Origin of the sequence: Arthrobacter celericrescens, assembly GCF_003614925.1 — a bacterium.
Lineage (GTDB): Bacteria > Actinomycetota > Actinomycetes > Actinomycetales > Micrococcaceae > Arthrobacter > Arthrobacter celericrescens.
Genome location: NZ_QYLP01000066.1, coordinates 1 through 13171, shown reverse-complemented (window position 1 = coordinate 13171; position 13171 = coordinate 1). Strand labels below are relative to the sequence as shown.

Annotated in this window: 13 protein-coding genes; 3 read left to right on the top strand and 10 right to left on the bottom strand. The window is 63.9% G+C overall.

The window, feature by feature from the left end; all coding sequences use genetic code 11:
* Positions 1 to 167: 167 nt before the first annotated feature.
* The 6 genes from D3654_RS12265 to D3654_RS12240 all read right to left on the bottom strand — a co-directional run bounded on the left by D3654_RS12265 (position 168) and on the right by D3654_RS12240 (position 8477).
* Positions 168 to 1316: an ROK family protein gene (locus tag D3654_RS12265; RefSeq protein ID WP_120521779.1), complete on the bottom strand. Its 1149-nt coding sequence runs from the start codon at positions 1314 to 1316 to the stop codon at positions 168 to 170.
* 79 nt (positions 1317 to 1395) lie between these two features.
* The gene (locus tag D3654_RS12260) at positions 1396 to 2322 is read right to left on the bottom strand and encodes an ABC transporter substrate-binding protein (protein ID WP_120521778.1); all 927 of its coding nucleotides are present in this window, start codon (positions 2320 to 2322) and stop codon (positions 1396 to 1398) included.
* A 327-nt stretch (positions 2323 to 2649) separates the two neighbouring features.
* Entirely contained in the window at positions 2650 to 4005 is a 1356-nt protein-coding gene (locus tag D3654_RS12255) for an aspartate aminotransferase family protein (protein ID WP_245413205.1), read from the bottom strand.
* 30 nt (positions 4006 to 4035) lie between these two features.
* Positions 4036 to 5109, bottom strand: a complete 1074-nt coding sequence (locus D3654_RS12250; protein WP_120521776.1) for a phosphotransferase — start codon at positions 5107 to 5109, stop codon at positions 4036 to 4038.
* Between the two features lie 17 nt (positions 5110 to 5126).
* Positions 5127 to 5795 carry an HAD family hydrolase gene (locus D3654_RS12245; RefSeq protein WP_120521775.1) on the bottom strand — a complete coding sequence of 223 codons (669 nt, stop codon included), beginning with the start codon at positions 5793 to 5795 and terminating at the stop codon, positions 5127 to 5129.
* Positions 5796 to 5954: 159 nt separating this feature from the next.
* A complete protein-coding gene (locus D3654_RS12240) occupies positions 5955 to 8477 on the bottom strand; it encodes an ATP-dependent DNA ligase (protein ID WP_120521774.1) in 2523 nt (840 codons plus the stop codon).
* Between the two features lie 38 nt (positions 8478 to 8515).
* On the opposite strand from D3654_RS12240, the gene ku reads away from it, so the two are divergent.
* Positions 8516 to 9421 (top strand): non-homologous end joining protein Ku, encoded by a 906-nt coding sequence (gene ku, locus D3654_RS12235; protein WP_120521773.1) that lies wholly within the window; start codon positions 8516 to 8518, stop codon positions 9419 to 9421.
* Positions 9422 to 9434: 13 nt separating this feature from the next.
* Here the strand turns inward: ku and D3654_RS12230 are convergent, their stop codons facing one another.
* Both D3654_RS12230 and D3654_RS12225 read right to left on the bottom strand, forming a co-directional pair.
* Positions 9435 to 10097 (bottom strand): DUF6766 family protein, encoded by a 663-nt coding sequence (locus D3654_RS12230; RefSeq protein WP_120521772.1) that lies wholly within the window; start codon positions 10095 to 10097, stop codon positions 9435 to 9437.
* Positions 10098 to 10105: 8 nt separating this feature from the next.
* Positions 10106 to 10612: a DUF6328 family protein gene (locus D3654_RS12225; RefSeq protein ID WP_120521771.1), complete on the bottom strand. Its 507-nt coding sequence runs from the start codon at positions 10610 to 10612 to the stop codon at positions 10106 to 10108.
* Positions 10613 to 10781: 169 nt separating this feature from the next.
* Between D3654_RS12225 and D3654_RS12220 the strand changes: the two genes are divergently transcribed.
* Entirely contained in the window at positions 10782 to 11105 is a 324-nt protein-coding gene (locus D3654_RS12220; protein WP_120521770.1) for a hypothetical protein, read from the top strand.
* 31 nt (positions 11106 to 11136) lie between these two features.
* Here D3654_RS12220 and D3654_RS12215 read toward each other — a convergent pair whose 3' ends face one another.
* On the bottom strand, positions 11137 to 11574 hold the full coding sequence (locus D3654_RS12215; RefSeq protein WP_245413204.1) for a hypothetical protein: 438 nt from the start codon (positions 11572 to 11574) through the stop codon (positions 11137 to 11139).
* Between the two features lie 198 nt (positions 11575 to 11772).
* Between D3654_RS12215 and D3654_RS12210 the strand changes: the two genes are divergently transcribed.
* Positions 11773 to 12252, top strand: coding sequence for a Dps family protein (locus D3654_RS12210; RefSeq protein WP_120521769.1), 480 nt, complete (start codon positions 11773 to 11775; stop codon positions 12250 to 12252).
* Positions 12253 to 12317: 65 nt separating this feature from the next.
* On the opposite strand, the gene D3654_RS12205 is transcribed toward D3654_RS12210, so the two are convergent.
* On the bottom strand, positions 12318 to 13171 hold an 854-nt coding region (locus tag D3654_RS12205), incomplete at its 5' end, for an IS3 family transposase (protein WP_162943725.1).

The following is a 13171-nucleotide window of genomic DNA, read 5'->3' as shown; positions in this document are numbered from 1 at the left end:
GCAACCGGCACCACGCCAGAGACCCCGCCCCTGCACACATTTTCCATGCCCACGGCGGGGCGAAGCCCCTGGGTAATTGAGGCGTCATGACGACAACAACTGCCAGCTAGTTGGGCCGGCCCACGTCCAGGCCGTAATAGTGACGCTGGGTGTGGCGCGGGGTCTTGCTACTGGCTTAGGCTTTCGCGGCTGGGCTCCAGCACCGATTCCCGGAGCCGGGATTGGGCCAAGGCCAGTCCTGCATACGCCGCTCCGCGGGCCACTGATAGTCCAACCACTTGCGGTGCGACCTTGGTCTCCGGAACGACGGGGAGGTTTTTCGCCAGTCGCCGGCGCGCCTCGGGCAGGACTTCGTCCACGAGCGGGCTCAGCCGGCCCACAAAGTACACCGACTCCGGGTCCAGGGTGACTGCAACGGCGCCGACAGCGGTGACGATCGCCGTCGTGAACGCCTCCATCACTTTCGCGCGGGATACCTTTTCCTGCGGCTGGGACCAGAGCGCCTCGATGCCCTCCAGTTCCAGTCCTTGCCGCTTGGAAAATTGGAGGAGTCCCTTGGTGCTCAACAGGCCGTCGAGCGGCTCGTTGCCCACGCCGGAGAAGAGTACACCGCCGAGATCACCGAAAGTCGGAGTCCGCCCCTGGGCGATCTCATGATCAGTACAGCTAGCGAACGTCAGCACGGTACTAAGCATGAACAAAGCAGCATTCCCGACGCTCGCATCATCCCTCAGGATCCCGCGGAGAGACACACTGGCATCGCTCTCAAGGGTCACGGGAGCGTGTAGCCGATCCTCAAGCCAATTCCGGAGAGGAGAATCCTTGAAATTCTTCAGTGGTTCTGCTTTCCCAGGCCCCCTGGTGCCATTGATACGTCCGGGCAAGGCCGCGACGATTTGGCGCAACGGCCCCTCTGTGGAATCACCGGTCTCCGCAATCAACTCCACCAGCCACTCGCCAGTGGTTTCAAGGTCACCGCCCTCGAGGCTCGGCACAGTTGTGTGCCCAAGCTCCCGACCCCTGAGGTCCGTAACCAGGACACAAGTGGTTCTCGCGCCGAGGGAGATGCCGACGATGTGCCCCGCCGTGCCGGGTACATCGAGATACGTAGAGGGCCGGCCGCGGCGCACAACGGCATCGACTCCCTGCTCGATGACGAAGCCGTCAAAAAGGAGCTCATCCACCTTCCGGGACACGGTCGCCTGGCTCAAACGCGTCAATTCGATCAGCCTGCTGCGCGTCAAAGGCGCCTCGGAAAGGACCGCATCAAGGACCGAGGCCTTGTTGTAGTCACCTGTCGTGGCGTTGCCGTTCATTGCACAACCTTAATGCGATATCAGAGCAAAGCCGGACGCGACGGGCCTGTCCGGCTTTGCTCTGATAGGGGCTGATGGACTAGCGGATTGCGGCTTCAGTGATGGCTGATTCTCCAAGGCCCCAGTATTCCAGCGACTCCTTGTATTCGGGGCTCTCGAGGACGGACTGGATGGCCTTCTGGAGGGCCGGCGTCAGCGGTGATCCCTTCTTCAGCCCCATGGCGACGTTGGTGTTGGTGCGGGTATCCATCCGCGGCTCCAGGACGGTGAAGTGGCCGGGCTGCTGGGCCTGTGCCCAGGCCAGGCCGCTGGCGTCGTAGAAGACACCGTCAACCCGTTTGGAGTCCAACTGCGTCAGGGCCTCCTGGACGTTGGGCAACGTCACGGCGTTGATGGCCGGCTTGCCCTTTTCCTCACAGGTCCACTTCGAGACGTTCGGCAGGTGCTTGAGTTGCTGGGTGGAGCCCTTGGTGACGGCGATGCTCTTGCCGCAGAGTGACTCGTTGGTCAGATTCTGCGGGTTGCCGTCGGGTACTGCCACCGCCGAGCCGCCCTTGAGGTAGTTGATCATGTCCATGACCTTGAGCCGCTCTTCCGTGGCGGACATGGTGGTGGCGGTGAAGTCGTAGCGGCCGCCGTCGATGCCGGGGATGATCGTGTCGAACGCCGTGTTTTCGAACTTCAACTTCAGCCCCAGCTTTTTGGCGACCAGGCGGGCGAGGTCCGGGTTCACGCCGATGGGGGTTGTGTTGTCCTCGGCAAGGAACGTCATCGGCGGCGAGCTCAGATCCATCGCCACGATCAGTTCGCCCTTGGCCTTGTAGGATGCGGGCAACAGAGCCACCGCGGCCGAATCCGCTTGGACACCTTCCGAGATGTCACGGGTGTTCTGCGTCTTGGGGATTTCCGCCTGCTGGCCGCCCGTTACCGCGCCGCCACAGGCCGTCACGGCCAGCAGGACAGCAAGCCCCGCAGCGACAGCATGGATCTTGGTGATGCTCTTCATGGTGTTCCCTTCAATTAGTTCACCGCCGAGTAATTCATTGGGGAGGTCGGCTGGTTCAGTACATGGGGATTTGTTGCCTTGGCGCCCGCTGGGCGAGCGATACTGGCCTCTCGCGCTTGACTCCGACTCTGTGTGACCGGCGTCTCACTGATTAATTTTCATCATGAATGTAAATGGTGACATTGTCAACAATTTTCTGGGATTTGCTGCTGCGAGACCCCGGAAGTGAGCCCCGGCATAGCCCAAAGGACCTGGGCGCGGTGCGATACCGTGCCCAGGCCCTTGCCGTGCGGAACGTCGACGTCTGGCGCCGATATTTGTGTCGAGTTAGCGCAGTTCTTGGAATACGCGGTCCATGGCCTCGATGAGACGGTCAGCGTCGGTCATGGAGAAGGGCAGCGGCGGGCGGAGCTTCAGGACGTTGCCCTGGGGTCCGCAGGCAGAGATCAGGATCCGCTCTTCGCGGAGCCTGTTTACGATCAAGCCGGCGAGATTCCCGTCCGGGGTCAGGCTGGAGCGGTCGGTGACGAGGTCGACTCCGATGAACAGGCCGCTACCGCGGACCTCCGCCACCTGGTCCAGGTCCTGGGTGATCCGTCGAAGTTCGCTTTGGATCTTCGAACCGACCTTGAGGGCGTTTTCCATGAGGGATTCCTCACGGATGACATCCAGGACGGCCTGTGCTGCGGCGATGGCAACGGTGTTCCCGCCGAAGGTGTTGAAATAGCGGATGTTCTTCCCGAATTCCACGAGCAGCTCGGGCTTGAACACTGCCGCGGAGATGGGTATGCCGTTGCCCATGGGCTTGCCCATGGTGACAATGTCCGGAACGATTCCGTGGCGCTGGAAGCCCCACCATTCCTCGCCGGTCCGGCCAAAGCCGGGCTGGACTTCATCAGCGATGTATAGGCCGCCTGCGGCGTGGATTTCCTCAACGATCGGACGAAGGAAGCCGGCCGGGCCGTCGAAGACGCCGTCGGAGGAGAAGATGCTGTCGGCGATGAACGCCGCTACTCCCACGCCGTGGCGGTGCAGGTCGGCGATCGCCGCACGCACTTGGTCCCGCAGGTGCTCCGCGAGCGGGTTTTCGTCCGAGGCGTAGCGTAGGGCGTCAGGCGCGTCGATGACCCGCACATTGGCGCCCAGCGGCACCCCGATGCCCAAGGATGGGGAGAACGACGCTACTTCAGTCGTCAGGCCGTGGTAGGCCCCGGCGGTGACGATGATGCCCTGGTTGCCAGTCACATACTTCGCCACACGCATGGCGAGGTCGTTGGCCTCGGACCCGGTGCAGGTGAACATGATGTGCCCGAGTTCGGCTGGAAAAGTCGAGAGGAGCTGCTCCGAGTAGTCGAGGATGGACTCCTGGACGTAGCGGGTATTCGTGTTCAGCTTCTGCATCTGCTCGTGCACTGCGGCCACGACGCGCGGGTGTGCGTGGCCCACGCTGGGGACGTTGTTGTATACGTCCAGGTATTCGTTCCCTTGGCTGTCAAAGAGCGTGACACCTTGGGCGCGGACCACTTCCACAGGGGTGTTGTAGAAGAGCCGATAGCTCGGACCGAGGCTCTTGTCCCGGCGTCGGATGTTCTCCTGGATGTGATCCGGGAGTTCGCTGAGGCGATTGGGATCAAAGCCGTTGACCATGGCTCTGGATGGCTTACGGATTTGCGAAGTTTCCATCATTGTTTCCTCGAAGCTTGGTGCTGGAATTCAGGGTGTGAAAGGCGGTTTCGGTGCGGGGGCCGCGGCGGTGGCTGCGAGCCGGTCCCAGTCCGGTTTGGAGTGGGAAAGGAGGTACTCGCGTCTTTCGGGGAGCTGGCTTGCCCGCCACTGCGTTATCAGGGCGCGCAGCAGTAGCCGGGCGGGCGCAGACACTGTCAGGGCCGCGAGCTCCTGAACAGGCAGGGGGCGAACCTTCTGGTACCCCGCCACCACGTTGAGGGCCTGCTCCCAGGGGCTGCCCGGGTCTCTTCCCAGGAGATTGGCCATGGTCACGCTGATGTCGAAGATCAGGGGGGTCCGCACCGTGTCTCCGAAGTCGATGATCCCGGTCACGAAGTCCGCGACATCCGGATCGACCACAAGGTTGAAGGGGCTGAAGTCCCCGTGCACCACTTGGGATGTGAGGCTGCCAAGCAGCGGGACCACCTGCTCGTCGAAGCGGTTGAAAATGTCCTCCGCCAGGGAGCGCGTGGACTTTTCGTCTACGTGGTCAAGCAGCGGCCGCATCCGGTGGAAATGCTTCAGGTCCCACAGGAGCATGCGGTCTGCCCGCGGGTGATCGAAGTCCCGCAAAGCCAGGCCCAGGCGGGCGAGGCTTGAGCCCACCAATTGAAGCTGCTCCGCCGTGGCTGCGTGATTGGCCAGCAGGTTTCCCGACATGAAGCGCATCACGCGAAGCACCCGGTCGTAGGGTCCGTCCGGCGCGGGGATGTGGACTTCGGGTCTCCCGTCAACGCAACTCACGAGGCGCTGGACCGGAAGCTCGGGGGCGGTCCATTCCAGATGCTGCATGCACGCTGTCTGAAGGTGGACGATCATGGGATCCTCATCCGGCGGGGACACCTTGACCAGATAAGTATCCGCACCGTCCTGGAGCCTGAACGTGTCATCCTTCTCGGTGGGAATCCGAACCAGCTTCCCTGTCAGGCCATAGAACTCCTCAATGAGATCCAGGACCGTTAGGTCCGCCATATGTGAATTCCCGCCCAGCAGGCCGCTCTCTGCTGCGACGGCGACGATGAAGTCAGGGTCGCTCGTCGTGGAGTTGGGGGTCGTGCTCATGTCACCCTTTCAAAGCCTTAGAGGCCGAGGTGCTTGTTGATCTCGTCCAGGGATTTGACAACGTTGTAGTCGTAGCCCGGGCCGATGGGGTCGTAGCCACGGTCCAGCACCCAGAGGTTCCGGAAGCCCATGTCGTGCATCGGGTGCATGTCATAGCGGGTGTGCGAGGCGATGTGCAGGAAGTCCTCCGGCTTGGCATTCAGGGTGTCGAGCATGTACTCGAAGGCCTCGTAGCGCGGCTTGTAGGCCTGGGCCTGCTCGGCGGTCAGCACGGCGTGGAAGTGGGCGCCAAGCTTGGGAATGCTGATTTCCAGGAAGCTGTCGTCGGCGTTGGACAGGGCAACCAGCTTGAAGTTGTCGCCCATGAGCTTCAGCGGAGCCGGCACGTCGTCGTGGGCGCCAAAGCTGCGTACCGCGTCGGCGAATTCTGCACCCGCACCCGGGGTCGGCCCAATGCCGAAGTACTTGCAGACGCGGTCAAAGGAGTTCTGAAGGATCTGCTCATAAGGCCTGTATTCAAGGACCTCGTCGAAGCGGTAACCGCGGAACACCTTCTTGAACGCAGGCCACTGCTCCTCAGGCAGGCGGCCATCCAGCAGGCGGCGGGTGGTGGCATCCGTGTCCCAGTTGATCAGGGTGCCGTAGATGTCAAAAGAGATGTACTCCGGCCGTGACGTGTCTGTCATGATTCCGTCCATTCGTAGTGGTGGGGAGGGGCCTCGGTCGATGTCAGCCAACGGGCTTCCGTCCGACCGAGCAGGCGGGTTTTTGATTCACTATGAATGTAAATCGCTGAAGTGTAAATTGTCAACGATTTTTCCTTCGCTGGCTCAGTTGCGGAATTGCTAGTTGGGCCGTGCCACGTCCGACGGCGACTTGTCCGGCCGCCAGCCCCGCCACACCGGGTGCCGCATGCGGCCGCTGCCGGTCCAGTCGCCGAACGTCACCTCGCCCACGAGCTCCGGGGAAACCCAGTGCGCGGTGCTCGCGTCCTCGGCCGGGATGTCCAGGAACGGTGACTCCTCCTGCTCCAGGTCCTTCACCCGCTTCAGGATGTCCCGCAGCTGCCAATCCTTGAAGCCGGTGCCGACCCGCCCGGCGAACCGCAGCTTGCCGCCGTCGGGGATTCCCACCAGGAGCGCCCCGATGGTGCCGCGCCGGGCCCCCGCACCCGGCCGCCAGCCGCCCAGCACCACCTCCTGGCTCTGTTCGAGCTTCAGTTTGATCCACGAATGGCTGCGCCGGCCGGGCAGGTACCGGCTCTCCGCCCGCTTGGCCATGACGCCCTCCAGTCCAAGCTCGGCGGCACTGGCCAGGATCGCCTCGTGATCGTGGTCCAGGACCTCCGACAAGTGCAGCGGGCCGCCTTTCGGCAGCGCTTTCATGAAGGACTCCAGGCGCCTGCGGCGTTCCTCCAGCGGCAACGAAACCAGCTCGCCGTCGTCGTCGTACAGCAGGTCGAAAAGCATCAGCTGCACCGGAGCCACCACGCGGGCCCGCTCCACATCGCCCGGCTTGGTGAGGTTCATTCGCTTCTGCATCTGCTCGAAGCTCGGCCGGCCGTCCTTGCCGAAGGCCACGATTTCACCGTCCGCCACGAAGTCGTGGTCGGGCCAGATGGCGGGGTCGCTCAGTTCCGGATACGTGGCCGTCATGTCCTTTCCGGTGCGGCTGCCGAGCCGGAGCTTCCCGCGCGAGCGTGAAACCAGCACCCGGAAGCCGTCCCATTTCAGTTCGAAGAGCCAGCGGCTGCCGGCCAGGTCCCCGGCCGTTCCCGCGGTGGCGAGCATGGGCGCATAGACCGGCGGCGCGGCGAGGCTTCGCGGAGCCGAGGAAGTAGGAGCGGCGGCCGCCGTCGCGGCCTTGGGCGCTGCGTGCTGCCCGGGCTGTTCCTTCATCAGGTGGATGAGCCAGTTCTTGTCCGATTCCCCCGTGCGGATGAGCGCGAAGCGCCGGCTGCCGTGCAAACCGCCGCCCGGCCGGCCGGTAAGGGTGGCGATCACTTCCTTGCCGTCGCGCCATTTCTCGCATTCGTAGGTGCCGTTGTCCCAGATGCTCACGGTCCCGGCACCGTATTCGCCTTTCGGAATGATCCCCTGGAACTCGGCGTATTCGAGCGGGTGGTCCTCCGTGTGCACGGCCAGGTGGTTCTTCTGGGGGGTTTCCGGCACGCCCCGCGGCAGCGCCCAGGACACCAGCACGCCATGGTGCTCCAGCCGGAAATCCAGGTGGAAGGCCCGGGCGTGGTGCTCCTGGATCACGAAGATCCCGCCGGCCGGGTTCTCCTCAGCGTCCTCCTGCTTCCCGGAGCCGGTCCCGGCGGGCTGCCCGAGCGGCTGCCCGACGGCGGGAAACGGTTCCGGCGTCTTGCCCGGATCGCGCTTCCGCACGTAGTCCTTGAGGCGAGGGTGCACGCCCGCCGGTCCGTCGTCGTCCTCCCCGTCCGGACCGCCGACGTGCGTCGGGTGCGCCGAGTGTGCCGCCGCCACCGCGGCGAAGTGGTCCTTGCCGTCCTTCACACGCTTCATCACGGCCGTGAAATCCAGGTGCTCGAGCTTGGGGGAGGAGAGCTCCCGCCACGTGCGGGGCGCCGCCACCATGGGGTGCGCCCGGCCGCGCAGGGAGTACGGCACGATCGTGGTCTTGTTCCCGCTGTTCTGGCTCCAGTCCACCAGGACCTTGCCGCCGCGCAGCGCCTTCTTCATGTCGCTGACCACCAGGTCCGGGTGGTCCGACTCAAGGGAGCGGGCCAGTTCATGCGCAAACGCTGAAATCTGTTCCCACTTCTGCGTGCCGTCCAGCCCAGCGTAGAGGTGGATGCCCTTGCTGCCACTGGTCACCGGAACCGGGTCCATCCCCATGTCCTTAAGGATGGCCCGGGCGAGCTTGGCCACCTCCACGCACTCGGGCAGGCCGGTGCCGGGCCCGGGATCGAGGTCCAGCACGAGGCGGTCCGGGTTGAGCATGGTCCCCTCGGCGTCCACCTGCCACTGCGGAACGTGGATCTCCAAGGCCGCGATCTGCGCCAGCCAAGTGAGGGTGGCCAGGTTGTTCACCAGCGGATAGTCGTTCGTATGGTCGCTGTGCTGGATGGTCACCCGCGGAACCCACGACGGCGTGGAGGCGTCCAGGTTCTTCTGGAAGAACATCTGTCCAGGCTTCGCCGCGGTCCCCACGCCGTTCACCCAGCGCTTGCGGGTGGCCGGCCGGTTGGCTGCCGCGGGGATCAGGAACGGCGCGACGGCGGCGTAGTACTCGAGCACTTCGGCCTTGGTGGTGCCGGTCTCCGGGTAGACGATCTTGCCCAGGTTGGTCAGCGTCAGTTCGCGTCCCTCGACGTTCACGCGCTCCTTCTGGCGGTCTGCCATCTCTTCACCTCCGCCTTGATGTGATGTTCACTTAGTGCATGAGGGCCATATGGAAGGGTTCTATCGCGTTCGGGCTGGTCAACGTTCCGGTCAAGCTGTACAGCGCCACGGAAGACCACGACGTCAGTCTCCACCAGGTCCACAACAAGGACGGAGGACGCATCCGCTACCAGCGCAAATGCGAAGTCTGCAGCGAAGTTGTGGCTTATGAGGATATCGACAAGGCCTACGAAGAGGAAGGCCGCACCGTGGTCCTCACCTCGGCGGACCTGAAGTCGCTTCCGGAGGAGAACAGCCGCGACATCGAAGTGGTGGAGTTCGTGCCGGCCGAGCAGTTGGACCCCATCATGTACGAGCGGCCTTACTACCTGGAGCCGGATTCCAAATCGCCCAAGGCCTACATGCTGCTCCTGCGCACGCTGCAGGACACCGAGCGGGTGGCGATCGTCCAGTATGCCCTGCGCCAGAAGACGCGGCTGGGCGCCCTGCGGGTGCGCGGGGACGTGCTGATGTTGCAGTCGCTGCTCTGGGACGACGAGGTCCGTGAGGCCGACTTCCCGGCCTTGGATTCCGACATCAGGATCTCGGACAAGGAACTGGAGATGTCCTCCGCTCTGGTCGATTCCATGGCCCGCGACTTCGATCCCGAGGCGTACACAGACGACTATCAGGTGCAGCTGCGCCAGCTCATCGCGGCGAAACTGGAACGCGGCGATTCGCTGGACACCGAGGAGACGTTCGGCGTGCAGGCCGCCGAGGGCGAAGGCGGTGAGGTCATCGACCTCATGGAGGCGCTGAAGCGCAGCCTGGACAAGAAGCGCGGCGGTGCTGGCGGATCCAAGACGGCCGGTTCCAAGGCGGCCGGATCGTCCAAGGCCGGCGCCAAGGCCGGCGAAGAGAAGGCGCCAGCAAAGCCCAGGACCCGGGCGAAGAAGAACGCCTGAGGCTGCCGGCACCTCACGCCCCGGTTTCGCTATTTGCTTCTGCCACCCGCTTCGATTCGGGTGAGCCTCGCTCGCGGAGGAACACCGAAGCCCCCACCAGCACGGCGACCGCCAGGAATTCGCTCTGCCAGTTCTGGAAGGACTCGAACCAGAACCGGCTGGTCGCCATGTACTCCCAGGCCGTGACCGGCGGCGCCCCGTGGGCCAGTTGTTCTTCGCTGTAGGCTTCGGCTCCGCCCACCGCGTGCATCAGGACCGAGCCGAGGAACAGGATCACCAGCAGGCCGGACAAGGAGTGTTCGTAGACCACCAGGATCCAGCCGCCCTTCCTGACCGGCCACGGCGTATTCCGGGTGATTGCGGCCTTGCGCGGGTCCTCGTCCTGCTCGGCCTTCTTCCCGAGCGGCTTGGATTCGGAGGAGCCTTTCTGGAACAGGAAGATCGTCAGCACCACGTACATGGCCATCTGCAGGAACTCGGATTCCCAGTTTTCGAAGACGGCCTCCACGAACGCCCCGCTGCGCAAATAGGCCGGCAAGTCAACGGTCTGCTGTCCATGCGCGAGCTGGTCTTCGTTGTAGTTGGCCACGCCGGAAATCACCATTCCGCAGAGGAAGACCACAAACAGGCCGGCATTGGCCAGGAGCAGTCCGTTGTTCTTCAGCCACCGGGGCATCGCCACTCCTAACCTTCGGGCCCCGGCGGGCGCCGCGAGCGGTTGCTTAGCCACAAAGGCACCACCAATAGCAGGAACACGAGGACTACGACTATCGCGCCTCCCGCGATCAGTGCGGCACTCCGCCCGGCAACGACGTCGTACACCAACAAGGCGGTGCCCACGATCAGCACGGCCACACCGCTCAATGCGCTCTTGGCCATGAAGTCGGCACTGGCGACGAGCACGGACTTTAGCCGCTTCCGGAACAGCCGGCGGTGCACGCTGACCGGCAGGAGGATCAGCGCCGTGGTGAGCGCCGCCACCATCACATTGAACAGGTACAGTGCCACCTGGAAGGAATCCAGGGTGTCGAATTTCGCCTGGAACGGCAGCGTCAGGAGGAAGCCCGCCAGGATCTGGACCCCGGTCTGGAGCACCCTGAGCTCCTGGAGTAGTTCCATCCAGTTGCGGTCGAGTTTCTGGTTCGGAGACTCGCCGCGCTTGTCGTCCTCAAGAAATTCCATGTCATCCATGTGGCTACCTCCGCCGTGCCTGAGTTTCACGCTATGGCGTGTCGGCGCGGAATTCAATGGAAAAACTAAGCTTGCTGAGTAATTTACCCGGAACGCTGGACTCGACGTCGGACGCCCGTTAGCGTCGGGAGTGCTGGAGATATACGCCAACCCACTCTTGGAGGACGCGATGAGCAGCAATTTCCCTTCGCCGGTCCAACCCGACGGGCAGCTTCCCGGGGGCGGAAGCCTTCCCGCCGTGCCGCCCGACGCCGGGGACCCGCCGTCGCCGTTTGGCCCGCCGTCGCCGCTGCCGCCTGAGCCCCTGCCGCCGGATCCGGGCACCCAGCCGCCGCCGTTCGAGCCGCCACTTCCGCCGACCGAGCCGCCCCTGCCGCCGGAGCCGGAACCCTTCCCGGCGCCGCCGGGCCCCGACACTTTCCCGGTGCCCGGCGATCCGGACGCGGCCCCGCCGGAACCGGAGCCGAAGCCGGACGGGCCGGACAGGGATTAGGCGGCCTGCGGCCGGACTCGCTGCCTGCCGGTCAGGCGGGCAGTTCCATCCGGAATCCGCAGCCGCACTGGAGCACCTTGGTCTTCAGGTAGACGTCCAGCAGGTCCACGGCAGGGTCCGGCTGATCGTCCGTGCGGATCGGAGCCTGTACGCTCCGGTGGGCGGAGCCGGCCAGTTCCATCGGGCGCCCGCAATGGACGTATTCGCCGCCGAACTGGAGGACTCCGATGGTGTTTCCGCGGTCGTTGAGGATGATGGCCGCATCCAGGAAGACGGCGGTGTGGGCGTAGAAGGTATCGCACTCCACGCAGGTGTAGGAAATGTCGACGATCCCGTCCGCGGGTGGTTTGAGGGGTTCAATGCTGTCAAGGATGAGGTGGTCTGTGGTGTTGCAGTTCCCGCACCAGATGGGTTCGGCGCTCGGCTGGGGCGTCTCGTTGGGAGACGCGGGATGGGAAATCGTCGACATTGACCGCTTCCTTTCAGTAGCCTGAACCGTCTCAGCGCCGCTTCGAAAACCTGCCCGCGTGCTGGTTCAGATGCCCCATCGTACTAGTAAGCATGCTTACTAAACCAGAGTCCGGAACGTAAGCTTACAAGAGGGCCCTCGCTGGAAAACCCGCGCACAGGGCTGGCCGCTACTGGATCGGCAACGTGAGAGGAAGACATGAAGGCATCGCAAACCCTGGCAACAAACCTGCAGATGGTCCTGACGGATCTGATCGAACTCCAACTCCAGGGGAAGCAGGCGCACTGGAACATTGTGGGGCCCAACTTCAGGGACCTGCACTTGCAACTGGATGAGCTTGTGGCCGCCACCCGCGCCTTCGCCGATGAGGCAGCAGAACGGATGAGGGCCCTGCACGCCCTCCCTGACGGCCGGAGCGCAACCATTGCGGCCGGGACCCGGCTGGAGCCCTTCCCTGAAGGACTCACCGCCACCAAGGACGCCGTCAAGCTGATCACCGCGCGCCTGGAGCGGGCCGTGCAGACCATGCGCGACGTCCACGACCAGGTGGACGAAGAAGACCCGACGACGGCGGACCTGCTGCACGCGTTCATAGCCCGCCTTGAGCAGCTGGCGTGGATGATCAACGCCGAGACCATGACGGCGGGAGCCTCGGTATCGGAGCCCGCGCAGGACTGAAAACGCAATAGAGCGCCCTCCCTAAGTGAACTGGTCCCCGATAGTTGGACTGGCCAAGTAAGATCCTAAGCCGCGAGGGCCTGGGCACGGTATTGCACCGGGCTCAGGCCCTCGAGCTTTGTTGAGATCCGGTCGTTGTTGTACCAGCGAATGTACTCGTTTAGCGCTGTTTCGAGTGCGTCGGTGTTGAGGTACCGGACGTGGTGGAAGAGTTCTTCCTTGAGGTGGCCGAAGAAGTTTTCCATCACGGCGTTGTCGTAGCAGTTGCCCTTGCGGGACATCGATTGGACGGCGCCGGCGCCCTCCAGGAGAGCGCGCCAGGAGGCGTGCTGGTACTGGAAGCCCTGGTCCGAGTGCACGAGTGGGGCCTGACCCGGCGCGAGGCAGGCGAGGGCATCGCGCAGCGAAGCGTTGGTAAGCGCCAGATTCGGAGATATGCCGATGGCGTAGGAGATGATCTGCCGGTCGAAGAGATCCATGACCGGTGAGAGGTAGAGTTTCCGGTCACCGACGTTGAACTCGGTCACATCCGTCACCCACTTCTGGTTCGGTGCGGCGGCATCGAACTCCCTGTTCAGCAGGTTCGGCGCAACAACGCCCTGGTCACCCCGGTAGGAGCCATAGCGCTTCTTCCGCCGCACCTTGCAGATCAGTCCGAGGGCACGCATCAGCTTCAGCACGGTCTTCTTCGCGACCGCCCAGCCCTGCTTGAGCAGTTCCGTATGGATGCGGCGATGCCCGTACCGGCCATGGTTCTCCTCGAAAATCTCCGTGACCGCAGTCTTGAGCGCCTCTTGCGGATCGGGAGACTGGAGACGGGCCCGATGGTAGAAGGGGGTGTCAAGTTTTCTGTGTAAGGGACCGGTCGGTTGTCCGGTCTGCCTGATGGTCAGATCGGGAGTCTGTTGGGGAATTGGAT

Coding starts and splice junctions, on each gene's coding strand:
- D3654_RS12215 (WP_245413204.1), bottom strand. CDS start 11,574: ATGTCGACGATTTCCCATCCCGCGTCTCCCAACGAGACGCCCCAGCCG.
- ku (WP_120521773.1), top strand. CDS start 8,516: ATGAGGGCCATATGGAAGGGTTCTATCGCGTTCGGGCTGGTCAACGTT.
- D3654_RS12210 (WP_120521769.1), top strand. CDS start 11,773: ATGAAGGCATCGCAAACCCTGGCAACAAACCTGCAGATGGTCCTGACG.
- D3654_RS12240 (WP_120521774.1), bottom strand. CDS start 8,477: ATGGCAGACCGCCAGAAGGAGCGCGTGAACGTCGAGGGACGCGAACTG.
- D3654_RS12230 (WP_120521772.1), bottom strand. CDS start 10,097: ATGCCCCGGTGGCTGAAGAACAACGGACTGCTCCTGGCCAATGCCGGC.
- D3654_RS12225 (WP_120521771.1), bottom strand. CDS start 10,612: ATGGATGACATGGAATTTCTTGAGGACGACAAGCGCGGCGAGTCTCCG.
- D3654_RS12255 (WP_245413205.1), bottom strand. CDS start 4,005: ATGGAAACTTCGCAAATCCGTAAGCCATCCAGAGCCATGGTCAACGGC.
- D3654_RS12265 (WP_120521779.1), bottom strand. CDS start 1,316: ATGAACGGCAACGCCACGACAGGTGACTACAACAAGGCCTCGGTCCTT.
- D3654_RS12245 (WP_120521775.1), bottom strand. CDS start 5,795: ATGACAGACACGTCACGGCCGGAGTACATCTCTTTTGACATCTACGGC.
- D3654_RS12260 (WP_120521778.1), bottom strand. CDS start 2,322: ATGAAGAGCATCACCAAGATCCATGCTGTCGCTGCGGGGCTTGCTGTC.
- D3654_RS12220 (WP_120521770.1), top strand. CDS start 10,782: ATGAGCAGCAATTTCCCTTCGCCGGTCCAACCCGACGGGCAGCTTCCC.
- D3654_RS12250 (WP_120521776.1), bottom strand. CDS start 5,109: ATGAGCACGACCCCCAACTCCACGACGAGCGACCCTGACTTCATCGTC.